Genomic DNA, 15,280 nt, shown 5'->3' with positions numbered 1-15,280 from the left:
TTCATGGGGTCACAAACTTACTGTGGGCCTCAGGCCTCATCGGGCACCGGTTCGGGTTGGTCTGGTAATCGTTTGCCCGACCAGTTTTCCATCAGCCGGCAAGCGACCAGATCACCGGTCACGTTGATGGCGGTGCGGCACATATCCAGTATCCGGTCCACGCCCATAATCAAGGCAATACCTGCGGGCGGCACGCCCACTGATTGAAGCACCATGGCGAGTATGACAATACCGACCCCCGGTGTAGCGGGCGAACCGATGGATGCACCTACGGCCATGGCTACCACCAGCGCCATGCTGCCAACGCTCAGATCAATGCCATAAACCTGGGCGAGAAACACTGTGGCCACGGCCTGGTAGAGCGCCGTACCGTTCATGTTGATGGTGGCACCCAGGGGAATGACAAACTGGGAAACGGAAGGCCGCACACCCAGTTTGTCTTCCGCGGTGCGAATAGACAGTGGCATGACGGCGGCGGAGCTGGAGGTTGAAAAGGCCAGCAGCAACACATCGCGGGTGTCTTTCAGGAATTGAAGTGGCCGCACCCCTGCGAGGAGCTTGAGAAGGGCGAGGTAGAAAACCATCAAAATGGCCAGGCCAAGCAGTACCGTGGCAACGTAGGAGGCCATGCCCAGCATCGCACGGAACCCGAGCGTGGTGGTCAGTTGTGCCATCAATCCGAAGACTGCATAGGGCGCCAGGCGCATCGCCCAGCGAACCACCGTCATGCAGATTTGTTGCAGGGAGTCGAGCAGGTCCAGCATCGGCTTGGCCTTGTCCCCCGACATACTGACCAGTGCAACGCCGATGATGATAGAGAAAATAACCACCTGCAGCATCTGCCCTTCCACCATGGCATCGAGCGGGTTGCCGGGCAGCAGGCCAATGAGAGTCTGGGGGATTGCATCCAGACCGGGGATGTCGGCGGCAACCGGCACAGCATCGACAGGCGGTGCCGTCAGGCCGGTCATCAGATCGCCCGGGTTAACAAGGCCGCCCACCCAGAGGCCAATGGTCGCTGCAATCGCTGTCGTGATGACAAAGAACAGGGTAACCCGGACGCCCATCTTGCGCAGTTGTTCCAGGTTGTCGCTGGCGGCCAGGCCTCTTACCACCGAGGCTATCACTAGCGGTATCACAATCATCTGGATGGTGGCGAGGAACAGTTGCCCGGGAAAGGCCAGCCAGTTGCCGATCAGCGTGCCGGTTTCCGGCTCGACCAGTCCAACAGAGGGGCCGAGCAGGGTGCCCACCACAAGGCCCAGTCCCATGCCAATCAGCACCTTGAGCCAGAGCCTGCCTTTAACCAGTGTGGCCAGGTAGACGCTCAGGTGACGCAGGGGGCGGGGGTAGTAGTCGGCCTGCTGGCCGTTCGTGTTATCCATGGTCAACATGTCCGTGTTGCGATCAGCCAGTGCCAGCTTTGTGCAATTAAAATAATGAAGTGGTGAACGTAACAATAGGATATTCAGGGAAAATATGCACCTGGATCAATTTCTTCTTAATTCCGCCATGGCGCTCCGGTATTTAAGCTAAACTGCAGATAATTCGAACGATAAGGAGCTTTTATGCCGTTCTCTCCGAACCATCTTGCTGAGCTGAACCTGTTGCTGCAATTTCCCTCGATTTCTACTCAGGAGGGTATCAAGGTGCATGCCCATACGGCGGCGCCTGAAACGGTTCGAGCGGCAGAGTCACTGTTTGCAAAAGGTCTGATCAGCCAGAAAGACGGGGGTTATCTGACCCCTTTGGGCTGCGAGGCCGTTGAGTTTACCCAGAAATTGCAGTCGATGTTGACGAGCGCCTGACTGTAATGGTTGGTTAGCGGAGTTCTGTGTCTGTCTGGCCGGGTTCTGGCAGGGTATAGTCTGCTGCCTGGATTCACATCACCCGAGCCTTTATCCATGCCCCCGGTTTTCTTTTCCTTTTTTGTTCCTGCCCTGTTTGTCTGGCTCTGGAGCACCGGTTTCATTGGTGCCAAGTACGGCCTGCCGTATGCAGAGCCTTTTACGTTGTTGTTTATCCGGATGTTGCTCACGTTAATACCGCTGGCAGTCCTGGCCATCGTCATGCGTGCCCGATGGCCGGGCTGGCGCAGCGCTGGTCATGTGGCTGTCACCGGTATTCTGGTGCATGGCTGCTACCTGGGAGGGGTGTTCTACGCCATTGATCAGGGTATGTCGTCAGGATTGGTGTCGCTCATTGTGGGTTTGCAGCCGTTGGTAACAGCGCTGGCTGCTGTGGTGTTTCTAGGTGAGGCGGTTTCGGGAAAGCAGTGGGCGGGATTGGTTTTGGGGCTTGCGGGTGTTGCTCTGGTGATCGCAGAAAAGTTTGGAGGAACCAGCACCGGCGATACCGGGCTACCCGGGCTGACACTGGTCTGGGCAGGGCTGGCGCTGATCGGAATCTCCATTGGCACCGTTTACCAGAAACGGTTTGGCACGTCGGTTGATCTGGTATCCGGCACCATGATTCAGTACACCGCAGCGGCCGTTTTGTTTGGTGTTGGTGCGATGGTGCTGGAGTCCCGAAGTGTGGAATGGTCGCTGCAGTTCAAGCTGGCCCTTGGCTGGCTGGTGTTTGGCCTGTCGGTCAGTGCCATTTTGCTTTTGATGTGGTTGATTCGACGCGGCGCAGCCTCTCAGGTGGCGAGTTTGTTCTACCTGGTGCCACCGGTCACGGCACTGGAGGCGTTTATCCTGTTTGATGAGCGCTTGGGGCCAATGGCCATGGCCGGCGGGGTTGTTGCGGTGGCTGGCGTGGCCCTGGTTGTTGCTCCAGGGCCACGAAAAGCCAGGTCGGGCTAGTTACGTATTGACACGGAACTTTCAATGCCGGATACGGACTACGGAGTTGTGCTGTCATAAACTGCCATATCGATTGGCACAAACTTCCAACTCTGCCTATTTTTGCGTCATACCAACGATTGCCAGCCAAAAGGAAAAAAACATGCACGTTGTCATCGCATCAGCCAGAAACGCCCTGCGAAACGTTACGGGGGCATTGTTCGTCGGATTAACGCTAGCGGCCTCAAGTGCCACGGTTCAGGCTTCTGAGCGGCTGTATATCTTTACCGAACATTATCCTCCTTATAACGCCTCTGTTTCAGGTGAGGGCTTTGCCCACAACGAGGACCAGATCACCGGTATCTGCACCGATATGGTGAAAGCCATGCTGGCAAGGGTAGATTACGATGTGCAGATGAAAATGCGTGCGTGGAGCTACGCCTACGACTGGGTGCAGGGTCGTGAAAACCATGGTCTGTTCTGTACGGCGCGCACCGATGAACGGGAGCAGCTGTTCCAGTGGGTGGGCCCGTTGGCATCCATCGAATGGACCCTGTTTGCGGCTCCAGACTCCGATATAACACTATCCACTCTGGATGATGCCAAAGACCTGAGAATTGCCGGCTACCGGGGCGATGTCATGTCGCAGTACCTGGTGGATCAGGGATTTAACGTGATCATGAATACATCGGGCGATGTGAATCCCCGCCGTCTGGCGCTGGGCCAGGCCGACCTGTGGGTAACGGATGGCCTTGTGGGGCCGTTGGTTGCTGAAGACGAACATGGCATTACCGGCCTTAAGCCTGTGTTGGTTTTTCGGGAAACCCCGATGTATCTGGCCATCAGTCTGGAAACCAGTCCGGGCATTGTGGCGGATCTTCAGAAAGCGCTGGACGGCGCCCGCAGCGAGGGTGAGCTGGACGCCATTGTTGCCCGGTACGAATGATCCCTGGTTGGGGCAGGCCGGTGGGCAGTTCAGTCTGTGCTCCGGGTGGGGTGAACTGAGCGAGATAGCGTGGGCTCGCAGCCAATCACCCTGCGGGCCTGCTTGTGGGCATGCAGGTACCACCTCTGGCCGCCACGGGTGAAGGTGTCCGCACGCACCTGAAAGTCGGCAGTTTCAACGGTGGCGGGTATCGGCGTGCCATCGGCGTGTCGATAAACGCAACTTGTGCCTATGGTGAGAGGCTGTCGAAGGGGGAGCTCGATAAAGTCGTCGTCCCTGACTACCGGTGCCTGACCGTTGATTTCAATAACTTTCAGGCAAGGGCCGAAGTGAATGCGGTTGACGTCGTCCACGGATTCCTCAAGGCAGTGGTGAGCTTTGAGAAACGCTACGTCGCTGTCCAGACCCTCCTGGCGATCTGGCAGATTCTGGCAGGCTGTCAGGATCAGCATAAGGGCAGTCAGTAAAGCTACTCTCGTCATCAAGGCCTCCGTGGTGTTGGCATCAGCGCGCCTTGGGGATCTGAACGGAGCGCGTCGATCAGCCGCTGATCTCGTCCATAGATGTCGTTCCGGAACTGTATCACTCCTGATTGATCAACCCACACCGTCCAGTATTGCAGATGAACCGGTATCGGCGTTCTCAGCATCGCATTGACTGGGTCTCTGAGTTCAATGGCCCGGTCTATATTCGCCCGCGACCAGTTGCTGTTACCTTCCAGCAGATGCTCCGCTAATTCAAAAGGCCGCTCAACCCTGATACAGCCGGAACTGAACGTTCGTTCAGCTCGGCCAAACAGGGCCTGCCCCGGGGTGTCGTGCAGGTAAATATCATACTGGTTGGGGAACATGAATTTTATCTGTCCCAACGCATTCATCGGCCCGGGTTCCTGAACCAGCTGGTACGGGAAGTTGTTGGCAGACAGAGTGTGCCAGTCGATAGTAGCCGGGTCCACTTCCACGCGATCAGCGCCCCATCCCCGATAGACCTTAAAATTCATGCGCTCAAGGTAGCCGGGATCGCTGCGGATAATTGGTAGCTGGTCCTGGATCATCAGCTTCCGTGGGACGGTCCAGGTAGGGTTGAATACCAGGTAGCGAATGCGGTCACTGAATACCGGGGTTTGGCGGTAAGGGCGCCCGACGATCACCCGCTGGCGGAGGATTTCCTCACTGGAGCGTACCATGGTCATCTCGAAGCCGGCGATGTTGACCAGTACGTAGGTATCACCTAGATCGTCCGGCAACCAACGCCAACGCTCCAGGCTGGCATCCAGTTGGCGGATGCGCTCGACAGGTAATCTATTCAGGGCAGCAAAAGTCTGGCGCCCGATGATTCCATCCGGTTCAAGGCCATGCCGGGCCTGGAACGCGGGAAGGGCGATCAACAGCTCGTCGTCGTAGCTATCACTTTCGACCGACGCATCGTAGGCATCCGGGCGATCATGGTCGGCACTCGGGATATCGCCAAGAAGGGCAAGCCGACGACGTATCTCGGGGATGCGCGGGTCGTTGTCTCCCGGTCGGAGTGTGGGAGTGGCGGCGAGTTCGTGCCAGGGCTGCCCCAGCAATGCGGTTAGGGTGCGGCGCGCCGTGACCAGTTTCTGGTAGGCTGGCGCTGAAGGTTTTAGCTGTTGCAGGGTCTGGTAAACGGAATTGGTGTCCAGTGCTTGTGCAAGCACGGTGTGGGTTTCCAGATCCTGGCGATTGGCGGTCCATTCAGCGTGAATGGTCCTCGGGTTGACTTTCCCCGCCTGCAAATGGGAGGAAAGCAACAGGAATGCGTCTGACAGTACCAGGTCCAGATCGGCCCGCACTTCTTCCTCGACCTGATCCGTCGGTTGCAGGGCCAGGGCGGCAATCGTTTCGTGGTGATAATCCAGCGGATTTAAACCCTGATCAGCCACCTCACTGATGGCCTGGGCCAGTTGACGTCGGGCATTGTAGGAATCCCAGGCCAGGTCAAATTCCCTGAGCTCGTAGAAACGGGTCAGGGCCTCCTTTGCAAGTATCGGTGCGTCGAGAACCGTGACAGGATGCCCGGCCTGAAGGGCTTCTATGCGATTGATGATGCTATCGTCACTGAAGACGGGGGGGCATGCCAGTAGAAGAATCAGAGCCAGGCCGCGTGATCTGAGATACTTCCATCGTGCGTCTCTCATAGTGGCGCTCCTGGCTCCTTTATAGACGATTCAATCGGTTCGCGTGTCCTCCAGTATAGCCTTTTGGTCTTTACGTGGCTTTTCTGACTTAGCCGGCCCGGCCAAACATGCGTTCCAGAAAGCCAAGCTCCCGAACATCTGCCACCGGTACTGTGTCCAGTTCCTGCATGGCTTTGCGCCAGAAAGCCTCTGGGCTATCAAGATGCGAGACCAGCTTTCGTTCCTCCGGACTATAGTGGTTGTGATCGCCAGAGATACCAGCGTCCATCAGCTGCTCGGCCCACAGATAGAGCGCTGCCCGAAGGGTTCGGAGTAGCCGGCAGTAAACCTCCCGGCTGAGGTTGATGGCCAGTTCGGCACTGAGATTAATCTGCTTTTGCAGGTCTGACATGGCCTCTTTATCCAGCAACACCCGATTGCCATTGCCTTTTTTGCAGCTTAAACAGGTATGTTCGAGCTCTTTTACCCCTTCCATCAGGTTCAGGTGCCCGAACTCCTTGGTTTGGGTGTCATTGACCGGCGCAGGAATCCAGCCATACTGCGGGGATTTGGCAACGATGTGTCCGGGCAGGTCGAGCCGATAAGGTGGTGCTTTGTCTATATCGGGGTATCCGTCAAACTCAGCCCTTAGCCAGGCTGCCATCTGGCGATGTCGGAGCATGGTGGCCAGGGTAATGGCTGATGGCACGATATCGGCGAGCAGATCGCTGGCATCCTGGGTGCGTTCCATCAGGTGGTCGACAGATGTAGACATGATTATCTCCCTGAGCGTGAGGGTTAAACCCTCGCCGTTATTTTTGTTTTTGGTTCTCCTCATCCGTGCAGAGGAGTAACCTGTGGGTAAAAAGTAGACAGTGGTTAAAGTTTGCGCTGTTGTAAAAGCGTTATGGCTTTGTAACGACGGGTAATCAGGGAGGGGCCGGTGATGAATGAACGGGTTCCGGATTTCAACAACCTGCGCGCAGACATGGTTCGGTATCAGCTTGCCGGCAGGGGGATATTCGATTCAAGAGTGCTGGAAGCCATGGACAGGGTGCCCCGAGAACGCTTTATTCCCGAGCATCTGGCGGGCGAAGCCTATGAAGATTACCCCTTGCCGATTGGTTGGGGGCAGACAATTTCCCAACCCTATATCGTGGCGCTGATGGCGCAGGCGCTTCAGCTGGAGGGGCGGGAACGGGTGTTGGATATTGGGACTGGATCGGGTTATGCCGCAGCCGTTTTGGCCAGCCTCGCCCTGGAGGTCTTCAGTATCGAGCGGATTCCTGAGTTGGCAGAGCAGGCCAGGAGGAACCTGGAGCGGGCGGGGTTCAGCCAGGTGCATGTTCGCTGCGGCGACGGAACCCTTGGTTGGCCGGAGGCTGCGCCCTTTGATGGCATCTGTGTTGCTGCAGGTGCTCCCGCCGTACCTGAGACCCTTAAACAGCAGCTTGCCGTCGGTGGCCGGTTGATTATTCCGGTGGGGTCGGAGCATTCCGTGCAGCGGCTGGTGTGTATTACCCGCCGGACGGATGCTGACTTCGAGCGCGAAGACTTCGGTGATGTCCGGTTCGTGCCCCTGTTGGGTGAGCAGGGATGGTCCTGACGTCAGTGCCAGGAGGCGCCGAAGTCAGTTTGACGCATGGGTACTCTCGAAGATCTTGTCTGCAGACGCCGCCACAAAGCCGGAGTACAGGTTGCCATCCGGTTTCGGATAGCGCAGGGCGAATTCATAGAAACAGCTGGGTACCGTGGCCACCTGATCAGTGAACTCCAGGGCGACCCGGTCTGCCAGGGTGGAGGATTGCTCGAGCAGTTCCTGAGGTGACCCCTTTACTTCACCCCCGGAGGTGTTTATGGCGAAGCCGTGGTCTTTGAGCAGTTGGTTGATCTGCGCAACGGTTTTGATGCTCTCAAGATGATTGATACTGACCGTAAAATGGTTGGCTCGATAACCCCAGGCTGCGGTCCATGCAGCGTATTCGCTTTCCTCCAGAAGTGAACGGTAAGTGCCGTAATCCAGTTTCCAGTGGCGGCCGGAAGTCAGAAAATCATCGGCATCTACCGCGCCCGGATTCGTTTGGGCCACAAGGTCAGAAACGATGGCCTGCAGTTGCACTGAACATTGATCCACCAGTAGCTCAGAGATGAACACCTTGGGAACATCCGGGTCAGGGTGCTCGTAATGCCGTGCGTAGAGCTTTTTGGCTTCAAAATGATATTCGCCACCCGGCTGATAGCCTAGCTTGAGAAAGTGGCCGGCCAGTTTGTCCAGGCGTACCGGGGCCAGGTTAAAAGTGCGCAGTGCAATGTGATCATTCACGATGGGGTGGCTTTCGCGTTCGCCCAGCAACTGATGAATACGCTCAGCCGAGGGCGTCACCCGTCGATAGGATTGCCAGAGCCGGGAAAAAAGCGCGTTCAGATCATTGTGCATGACGGAACTCCTGGTGAGCACTCATCTCACTTGTGTTCAGTGTGGGGCGGTTTTTGACCAGGGGTAGTGCGCACACCGGGTCTCCACCATTCAAGCCCAGCTTCCGCTGAATGCCAGTCGGTAGGGGAACTTGCTCCGGCTCGTCTCCCCCTGACAGCGAATCGATGATCGTCGCACGGAATCCGGAACACTGGCCGTTGGCCACAATCAAGGGGAACCCGGTGTGGGCGGTAATCCGGGTGCCGCCATATAAACCCCGGTATAGCCCGCTGTTGCGAACACTGGTAATGGCATCCCGTGCGCATTCAATGGTCGGCCCGGCATCGAAAAGATCCACCAGTCCACGATGCCGGAATCCTTCCTGTTTCAGCAAGTGTAGCGCCGGGCGGGTGTCCGGGTGAACCTGGCCGATGACTGCCTGAGCTTCAATGGTCATGTCTGCAATGTCGAACGGACCAGGGGGAACAAGTTGTTCCAGAAAGCGAGCATCACTCTGGGCGGAGAGTTGCGTTACCGTGGAAAAATCCAGATCGACCACCTGATGTCTCAGCCAGTTCCAGAAAGGCGAGTGGCCATGAGTGTCAGACACCCCCCGCATCTCTGCTATCACGGTGTTTGCAAAACGCTCGGGGTGCAGTGCCATAAACAGAAACCGGACTTTTGACAGGAGTTTGCCGGCATTGGCCTGGCGATAGTCCGGGCGAAGGTACAGCGAACAGATTTCGGTGCAGCCCGCGTAGTGCTCGCAACGGGTCAGGGTTTCCCTCGCGAGGCCTGCTGGCCCGATCGTTCTGTCGCGTTTGAAGTGGTGCAACGGCCGGTCGAGCCCAACACTGGCCTGGATGCCAGTTGTGCCCATGATCTCATGGCTGTGCTCATCCTCAAGTACAAACAGATACTGCTCGTTTGTGGGATTGTCTACGCGCCGCTCAAAGCTCTTCATGGAATGCTCGATCTTCTGTGCCAGCGCGTCCCGGTCTGGCATCAGGGATGTGAATCCCGGTCCGGATTCAACGGCAATCTGATAAAGGGGATCAAGATCCCGAAGCGTGATAGGGCGGATCAACATGGCCGACATCCTGAACGTTGTTTAGGTCCAGTATGGCGGCTGGTTATGCCGATCTGTAGATTCAAATTGGTCGATATGGTCTAGAATTTAGCCATATTGACGAATCAGGTAATCAAAATGATTAGTATGCAAGACCAGAAATTGTTGGGACTGCTCCGGCAGAATGCTCGCGCCAGTGTGACTGACCTGGCCAAGGGGTTGCATGTTTCCCGTTCCACCGTACAAAACAGACTGGCGAAACTGGAGGCGCAGGGAATCATTCGCGGCTATACCTTACAGCTGGGCGGTGAGTACGCTGCCAACCAGGTGGAGGCCCATGTGTCGGTCAAGGTGCACCAGAAACTTACCGCTCGCACCAACGCCGAACTGGAGCAAATTACTCAGGTCTGCCAGTTGTTTTCGGTCAGTGGTGAGTACGACTTGATTGCCATCGTCCAGGCCCAATCGCTGGAGGAGTTGAGCCGTGTATTGGATGACATCGGGAACCTAAAAGGAGTTGAGCGGACTAACTCAGCGGTCGTGCTTGAGACCCGTTTCAGGCGCTAGTCGGCTCTCAGGAACCAAGAAAACCCGCGTAGGCGGTGTAGAGAAAGGCGCCAGATCCGATGAGAATTACGGCCCAGGCGGGGAAAATCAAAGCAGAGCGAGTCGAGGTTCTCATAGAGCGACAGTCTCTTGTGGTATTGGTTATCAATACGCGGTACTTCTCAATCTAGACCAGACTTGATGGATGTCACGTAATATTTTGGGAGGTGCGTCTCAGCTTCGAGCTAAATGGTCAACGCCCGGGATGTTTATTGCTATTGAGCACGCGGGAAAGTTGGCTAGTATGAATGCAACAATAAAAAGCGATTCCAGACAACCGAAGATAACAACAACAAGGAGCCACCATGGCTATAGACCCACAAAAGCAGACGTCTTTGCACTGCCTGTACTACTGGGCCCAGCACACTCCCGATAACGTTTACCTTACCCAGCCGTTCCCGGATGGCCGGGTGGAAGACATTACCTGGGCGCAGGCCGCTGACCAGGTGTCCCGGATGGCCGCTTACCTGAACAGCCTTGGTCTACCGGAGCACAGCAATATCGGAATCCTGGGCAAGAATAGCGCGCATTGGATACTGTCGGATCTGGCCATTTGGGCAGCCGGTCATGTCAGCGTGCCGCTTTACCCGACCCTGAATGGTGAAACAGCCGCTTACATTCTTGAACACAGCGAGGCTAAACTGTTGTTCCTGGGTAAGCTTGACGGTACGGCCGACGGCTGGAACGACATCAAGCATCATATTCCTGCTGACCTGCCCATCGTGTCTCTGCCTTTGTCGCCGCGCGATGACACTCCCAAATGGCAGGAGATCATCAAAGAGCAATCACCGGCTGAGCCGAAACTGCCTGATCCGGATGCGCTGGCCACCATCGTGTACACCTCTGGCAGTACCGGCCGGCCCAAGGGCGTGATGCACAGCTTCCGCACCATGATTTCGGTGGCCGATGGCCTGCAGCAACTGTTCCCAGTGTCATCCAACGAACGCATGTTGTCTTACCTCCCGCTGGCCCACGTGGCGGAGCGGGCAGCGGTTGAAACCCAGTCCCTTTACTACGGTTTCCACCTGTACTTTGCCAACTCTCTGGATACCTTCCAGGAAGACTTGCAGCGGGCCCGGCCCACGTTGTTCTTCTCGGTACCGCGCCTGTGGATGAAGTTCTATCTGGGCGTGAATGCCAAGTTGCCGCCCAAGAAGCAGAAAATCCTGTTCAATATTCCGATCCTGAACTCGCTGGTTAAAAAGAAGGTGCTCAAACAGCTGGGCCTGGACCATTGTCGGGCCGCCCTGACGGGCGCGGCACCGTTGTCTGGAGAGATTATCGGCTGGTATCGGGGCCTTGGTCTGGAACTGCTGGAAGTGTATGGCATGTCGGAGAACTTCGGTTACTCCCACGCCAACCGCCCCGGCCAGGCCAAGGTGGGTACGGTCGGCATGGCGAACCCTGGTGTTACTCACCGCATTGGCGAAGGTGGCGAGGTTCAGGTCAAGAGCCCCGGTCAGATGCTCGGCTACTACAAGAACGAAGAGAAGACCAAAGAGGACCTGACCGATGACGGCTTTCTCAAAACCGGCGATATGGGTGAAATCGACCAGGATGGTTGCCTGCGTATCACTGGCCGGGTGAAGGATCTGTTCAAAACCTCCAAGGGCAAATACGTAGTGCCCGTGCCAATTGAGAACCGGTTCAATCATCCGAAAGCCGAAGTGGTGTGTGTGGCCGGCGCCAACCAGCCTCAGCCGTGCCTGATGGTGTTGTTGTCAGAAGAGGCCCGGGATGAACTGGATCGTGGTGGTGACCGGGCGGAGCTGGAACAGGAACTGGCCCGGGAGCTGGATGCCGTCAACGCCCAGAGCGAAGCCCATGAGAAAGTGGCCTTCGTGGTGGTGGTCAAGGAGCCCTGGACCATGGAAAACGGCATGCTGACGCCGACCATGAAGATCAAGCGCAATGTGATCGAGGACTTCTACAATCAGAAGATGGACGAGTGGTTTGGTAAGAAGAGTAAGGTGATCTGGGAGTTCTGATCAGGGCGTTAAACCCTCACCATAAGAAAACGCCGGCATGGAAACATGCCGGCGTTTTTATTTGTGCTTCGGTTACCGGGTTCCGGTAATCTCAGTGACCGCCCTGTACCTGGGGCATGTCTGGGGCGACCGCAGCGGCTTTGCGGTTGAAAATCCGCACCTTACGGCTGAAAAACTGCATCGCCTGCTGTGCAGCAGCACGGGTATACTGGCGCCTGACCTCGGTACTGTTGTGGAGGATACTTGACGGCAGCGGGTTTACGGTTGCGATATGGCTCTTGGTCATAGCGCCTTCCTCCTTTGTCTGGTGGATTAATTAGCGATCTATCTTTAATTTAACGACTATTCTAGGAGTTCTTATTTGCAGTTTGAATACGTTAAAATCCGTACTCACGTTGCGAATATGCAGTAACTATGGACTGGGATTATCTTCGATATATACGGGCTCTGGCAATAGGTGGAACGCTGGCGAAAGCCGGTGAATTGCTGGGTGTACACCAAACCACTGTTTTAAGACGACTTGATCAGATGGAAGAGTCGTTGGGTGTGCAGTTTTTCGAACGCAACCGGGATGGTTTGCAGCTCACCCCGGTTGGCGAAATGGCGTTTCGGGAGGCCCAGCGGCTGGCGACCGATGTGGAAAATCTGGAACGTAAGCTGGTCGGTGACGACGCTGCGCCGGTGGGCAAGGTTCGGGTGGCGGCGGAAGACGCCATGATGAATGAGCTGCTCGGGCCGATCCTGGCGGAACTGGTTCACGCCTATCCGGATATTGAACTGGAGGTGCTGACCGATAACGATGTGGCGAACCTCAGCCACCGGGAAGCAGACCTGACCTTGCGGCCGGAGAATAAACCCCAGGCGACCCTGGAGGGCGAGCGCATTGCCGCTGTGGATTCCGCCGTCTACGGGGCCGCCAGATACTGCCGCCGACACCGCAATATGGATATCGAGAACCACCCGGAAGACTGCACATGGATACTGCCGGATGAGAGTTTCAGCCATCTGGCGACCGGGCGTTGGTACCGGAAGCACCTGAAGAACGTCTCCTCGGTGATTCGCTGCAACAGCCTGCAATCCATGGCAACCCTGGCCAGGTCCGGAGCGGGGTTGGCGGTGTTGCCCTGCTATCTGGGCGAAGCCGCGAAAGAGCTGCGCAGGTTATCAGACCCGCTGGAGGGCGAGAGCGTGGATTTGTGGCTGCACGTAAACCAGGATACCCAGCAGATGGCCCGGGTGCGCATCGTCATGGAGTTTCTGGTTGAACGCCTGAAAGCTCTGGAGTCTGCCATTGAGATAAGCGCGTCGCTCTGAACCTAATCGTCTGCCCTGCAGAACGGCCAGAACTGGTACCAGCGCCAACACTGGAACTCCGCTTCGCACTGCTTTAACTGGTTGTCGTAGCGGAAGGCGCGGTTCTGAACCCTTTGGGCCAGGGACTGTATGGCTGGTTTCTGTTCGTAGGAACGCCGGGCGTAGCCGCCCCGGCCCTCATGATAGGCTAGGTAAAGCTGCCTGGGTGCGCTGAACGGGATGTCCAGGTGGCGGTTGCTGAGGTGGTTGTACCAGCCGACAAAATCCAGGGCGTATTGCATGTCGGTGCGCACGGTTCGCCAGGATGCGTCGTTGGCCACCAGGTATTCGCCCCAGGCGGGGTCAAGAGCCTGGGCATAACCGTAGGCAGTGGTGGGGCGCTTCCAGGGAATCAGTCCCCAAAGCCGGGTGCGGGGCGGCCGGGCATGGCTCCGGAACGACGATTCGTAATAGACGAAAGCCAGTTGCGTGGCGATGGGGGTGCCCCATTTCTCCTCGGAGGCCCGGGCATAGTCGTACCACACCGTATGCTCCCTGAAGATCTCACAGATGTTTTCCGGGTTGGCCGGAGGTTCCGGGGCCAGCAGGCTGAAACGCAGGGTGGCCCAGGTGCCGATCACCAGCCCCAGTAAAGGCAGGCCATACCAGCTCAGGCGGGAGCGCCATACATTAAACCGCTTGTTGCGGATATTTCGAGATTTTCGGGTTCTTCTGCGCCACTTCCCTACCAAACTGTCATCTCCAAAGGCCTTGGGGCACTTGCCGTAATGGCTTCGGGCGTGTCATAAACAGGGCCATTGCAGTAACAGGATAATAGAGAAATGAGACTGATCACCCTAGTTAAACCTCTTTTAGTTGCCGGGCTTTTGTTGTCGGGGACGGCCCATGCATCAACGGATGCCCGTGACGTTCTGGCGGCATCGCCCATTGATGACATCGTGGGCCAGTACCCGGCCATGATGAGCCAGGGTATTCGTGACGGTCTCAAACAGAGCGGCCAGGTGCCGCCGATGGTGGCGGATACTATCGGTTATGTGGTCAGTAGTAGCTATCGTGCAGAAGATATCGAGCGAAAGCTGGTAGCCAGCCTTGATGAGTCGCTGACGAACAAACAGCTTGAGGAGGTTCATGCCTGGTACCAGACGCCTGTTGCGCAGAAGATATCCCGTGCGGAGATAGCAGCGTCTGCACCTGCCGCCTGGTCAGAGGTACGAAGCCGCGCCGGAGAGCTGAACGAAGCTTACAAGGGCACCACCCGGGAAAAGCTGTTTGACCGTTTTGACCGGGCTTCCCGAGCAACGGAAACCACAGTGGATACTACCATTGCCGTGCAGTTGGGTTTGGCAACGGCCATGGCGGCCCTGAGCAGTGACTCGGTGCATTACGAGCGGTTACGTCAGCGTTTGGAGAACCAGCGTGGGATGTTGCAGGGCATGGTTGGGCAACAGGTATACGACAGCTATTTGTACACCTACCGGGATATCAGTGTTCAGGAACTGGGCCTGTATCTGGACTTTCTGGAGAGTGAGTCGGGTAAACGCTTTACCGAGGTGGTCACAGAGAGCATTCAGGCGTCTATTACGGACCCGATTGAAACCATCGGTAGCCAATTGGCGCGGTTCAGGAATTTCGGGACAGGCGAATCCCGATAACCAACGCCTGCTGTCTGCGCAGTCAAGCGCAGGCAGCAGTTGCACTGGCTTAGCTGCGGGAAGTCACTTCCAGCAGGTGATAGCCAAATTGGGTCTTGATCGGCCCAATTACGGTGTTCAGGTCGCTGCTGAACACGGCCTTGTCAAACTCGGGAACCATCTGGCCAGGGCCGAATGAACCCAGGTCGCCACCGTTACGGCCGGACGGGCAGGAGGAATGCTGTTTCGCCACTTCGGCGAAATCCTGGCCACCTTCAATAGCCTTCTTCAGTTCTTCACATTTTGCTTCGCTGTCTACCAGAATGTGGCGTGCAGTTGCTTGTGCCATGGTCAAGTTCCTGTTGTCGGATGGAGGAATGGACG

The 15,280-nt window shown here is 56.7% G+C and carries 17 protein-coding genes; 8 read left to right on the top strand and 9 right to left on the bottom strand.

What is annotated here, in order from left to right; translation table 11 throughout:
* Positions 1–29: 29 nt before the first annotated feature.
* Positions 30–1,385: a dicarboxylate/amino acid:cation symporter gene (locus RVM24_RS11095; RefSeq protein WP_106694907.1), complete on the bottom strand. Its 1,356-nt coding sequence runs from the start codon at positions 1,383–1,385 to the stop codon at positions 30–32.
* 183 nt (positions 1,386–1,568) lie between these two features.
* Between RVM24_RS11095 and RVM24_RS11090 the strand changes: the two genes are divergently transcribed.
* The 3 genes from RVM24_RS11090 (at position 1,569) to RVM24_RS11080 (ending at position 3,732) form a co-directional block, all read left to right on the top strand.
* Positions 1,569–1,808, top strand: a complete 240-nt coding sequence (locus tag RVM24_RS11090; protein ID WP_106694908.1) for a TIGR02647 family protein — start codon at positions 1,569–1,571, stop codon at positions 1,806–1,808.
* A gap of 96 nt (positions 1,809–1,904) precedes the next feature.
* On the top strand, positions 1,905–2,807 hold the full coding sequence (locus RVM24_RS11085) for a DMT family transporter (RefSeq protein WP_374812410.1): 903 nt from the start codon (positions 1,905–1,907) through the stop codon (positions 2,805–2,807).
* A gap of 142 nt (positions 2,808–2,949) precedes the next feature.
* Complete coding sequence (locus RVM24_RS11080) at positions 2,950–3,732, top strand: substrate-binding periplasmic protein (protein ID WP_374812409.1); 783 nt, start codon at positions 2,950–2,952, stop codon at positions 3,730–3,732.
* Positions 3,733–3,761: 29 nt separating this feature from the next.
* Here RVM24_RS11080 and RVM24_RS11075 read toward each other — a convergent pair whose 3' ends face one another.
* From RVM24_RS11075 to RVM24_RS11065, 3 genes are all read right to left on the bottom strand, one after another.
* Positions 3,762–4,214 (bottom strand): hypothetical protein, encoded by a 453-nt coding sequence (locus tag RVM24_RS11075; RefSeq protein ID WP_061333063.1) that lies wholly within the window; start codon positions 4,212–4,214, stop codon positions 3,762–3,764.
* Positions 4,214–5,893, bottom strand: a complete 1,680-nt coding sequence (locus RVM24_RS11070; RefSeq protein WP_230713135.1) for a L,D-transpeptidase family protein — start codon at positions 5,891–5,893, stop codon at positions 4,214–4,216. The genes RVM24_RS11075 and RVM24_RS11070 overlap by 1 nt, the downstream gene beginning before the upstream one ends.
* 88 nt (positions 5,894–5,981) lie before the next feature.
* Positions 5,982–6,647 carry a hypothetical protein gene (locus tag RVM24_RS11065; RefSeq protein WP_138437098.1) on the bottom strand — a complete coding sequence of 222 codons (666 nt, stop codon included), beginning with the start codon at positions 6,645–6,647 and terminating at the stop codon, positions 5,982–5,984.
* A 171-nt stretch (positions 6,648–6,818) separates the two neighbouring features.
* Here RVM24_RS11065 and RVM24_RS11060 point away from each other — a divergent pair, with 171 nt between their 5' ends.
* Positions 6,819–7,478: a protein-L-isoaspartate(D-aspartate) O-methyltransferase gene (locus RVM24_RS11060; protein ID WP_061333066.1), complete on the top strand. Its 660-nt coding sequence runs from the start codon at positions 6,819–6,821 to the stop codon at positions 7,476–7,478.
* Positions 7,479–7,502: 24 nt separating this feature from the next.
* Here the strand turns inward: RVM24_RS11060 and RVM24_RS11055 are convergent, their stop codons facing one another.
* Positions 7,503–8,309: a DUF1338 domain-containing protein gene (locus RVM24_RS11055; protein WP_230713134.1), complete on the bottom strand. Its 807-nt coding sequence runs from the start codon at positions 8,307–8,309 to the stop codon at positions 7,503–7,505.
* Positions 8,299–9,378: an arginine N-succinyltransferase gene (locus RVM24_RS11050; protein ID WP_061333068.1), complete on the bottom strand. Its 1,080-nt coding sequence runs from the start codon at positions 9,376–9,378 to the stop codon at positions 8,299–8,301. Before RVM24_RS11050 ends, RVM24_RS11055 begins: the two co-directional genes overlap by 11 nt.
* Positions 9,379–9,495: 117 nt before the next feature.
* On the opposite strand from RVM24_RS11050, the gene RVM24_RS11045 reads away from it, so the two are divergent.
* On the top strand, positions 9,496–9,924 hold the full coding sequence (locus tag RVM24_RS11045) for an Lrp/AsnC family transcriptional regulator (RefSeq protein WP_106694916.1): 429 nt from the start codon (positions 9,496–9,498) through the stop codon (positions 9,922–9,924).
* Positions 9,925–10,268: 344 nt separating this feature from the next.
* Positions 10,269–11,951 carry an AMP-binding protein gene (locus RVM24_RS11040; protein ID WP_106694917.1) on the top strand — a complete coding sequence of 561 codons (1,683 nt, stop codon included), beginning with the start codon at positions 10,269–10,271 and terminating at the stop codon, positions 11,949–11,951.
* Positions 11,952–12,042: 91 nt separating this feature from the next.
* Here the strand turns inward: RVM24_RS11040 and RVM24_RS11035 are convergent, their stop codons facing one another.
* Positions 12,043–12,237, bottom strand: coding sequence for a hypothetical protein (locus RVM24_RS11035; RefSeq protein ID WP_061333071.1), 195 nt, complete (start codon positions 12,235–12,237; stop codon positions 12,043–12,045).
* A gap of 128 nt (positions 12,238–12,365) precedes the next feature.
* Here RVM24_RS11035 and RVM24_RS11030 point away from each other — a divergent pair, with 128 nt between their 5' ends.
* On the top strand, positions 12,366–13,265 hold the full coding sequence (locus RVM24_RS11030) for a LysR family transcriptional regulator (RefSeq protein WP_061333072.1): 900 nt from the start codon (positions 12,366–12,368) through the stop codon (positions 13,263–13,265).
* 2 nt (positions 13,266–13,267) lie between these two features.
* Here RVM24_RS11030 and RVM24_RS11025 read toward each other — a convergent pair whose 3' ends face one another.
* Positions 13,268–13,996, bottom strand: a complete 729-nt coding sequence (locus tag RVM24_RS11025; RefSeq protein WP_230713133.1) for a lysozyme-like domain containing protein — start codon at positions 13,994–13,996, stop codon at positions 13,268–13,270.
* A 90-nt stretch (positions 13,997–14,086) separates the two neighbouring features.
* Between RVM24_RS11025 and RVM24_RS11020 the strand changes: the two genes are divergently transcribed.
* Positions 14,087–14,917 carry a DUF2059 domain-containing protein gene (locus RVM24_RS11020; protein ID WP_342630909.1) on the top strand — a complete coding sequence of 277 codons (831 nt, stop codon included), beginning with the start codon at positions 14,087–14,089 and terminating at the stop codon, positions 14,915–14,917.
* Between the two features lie 49 nt (positions 14,918–14,966).
* On the opposite strand, the gene RVM24_RS11015 is transcribed toward RVM24_RS11020, so the two are convergent.
* Positions 14,967–15,245, bottom strand: a complete 279-nt coding sequence (locus tag RVM24_RS11015; protein ID WP_022987955.1) for a peptidylprolyl isomerase — start codon at positions 15,243–15,245, stop codon at positions 14,967–14,969.
* Positions 15,246–15,280 lie beyond the last annotated feature (35 nt).

Source organism: Marinobacter sp. KM021, from assembly GCF_050707965.1.
GTDB classification, from domain to species: Bacteria; Pseudomonadota; Gammaproteobacteria; order Pseudomonadales; family Oleiphilaceae; genus Marinobacter; species Marinobacter shengliensis.
Note: the sequence above shows the minus strand (reverse complement) of the source record. Positions and strands in the feature narration are given on the sequence as shown.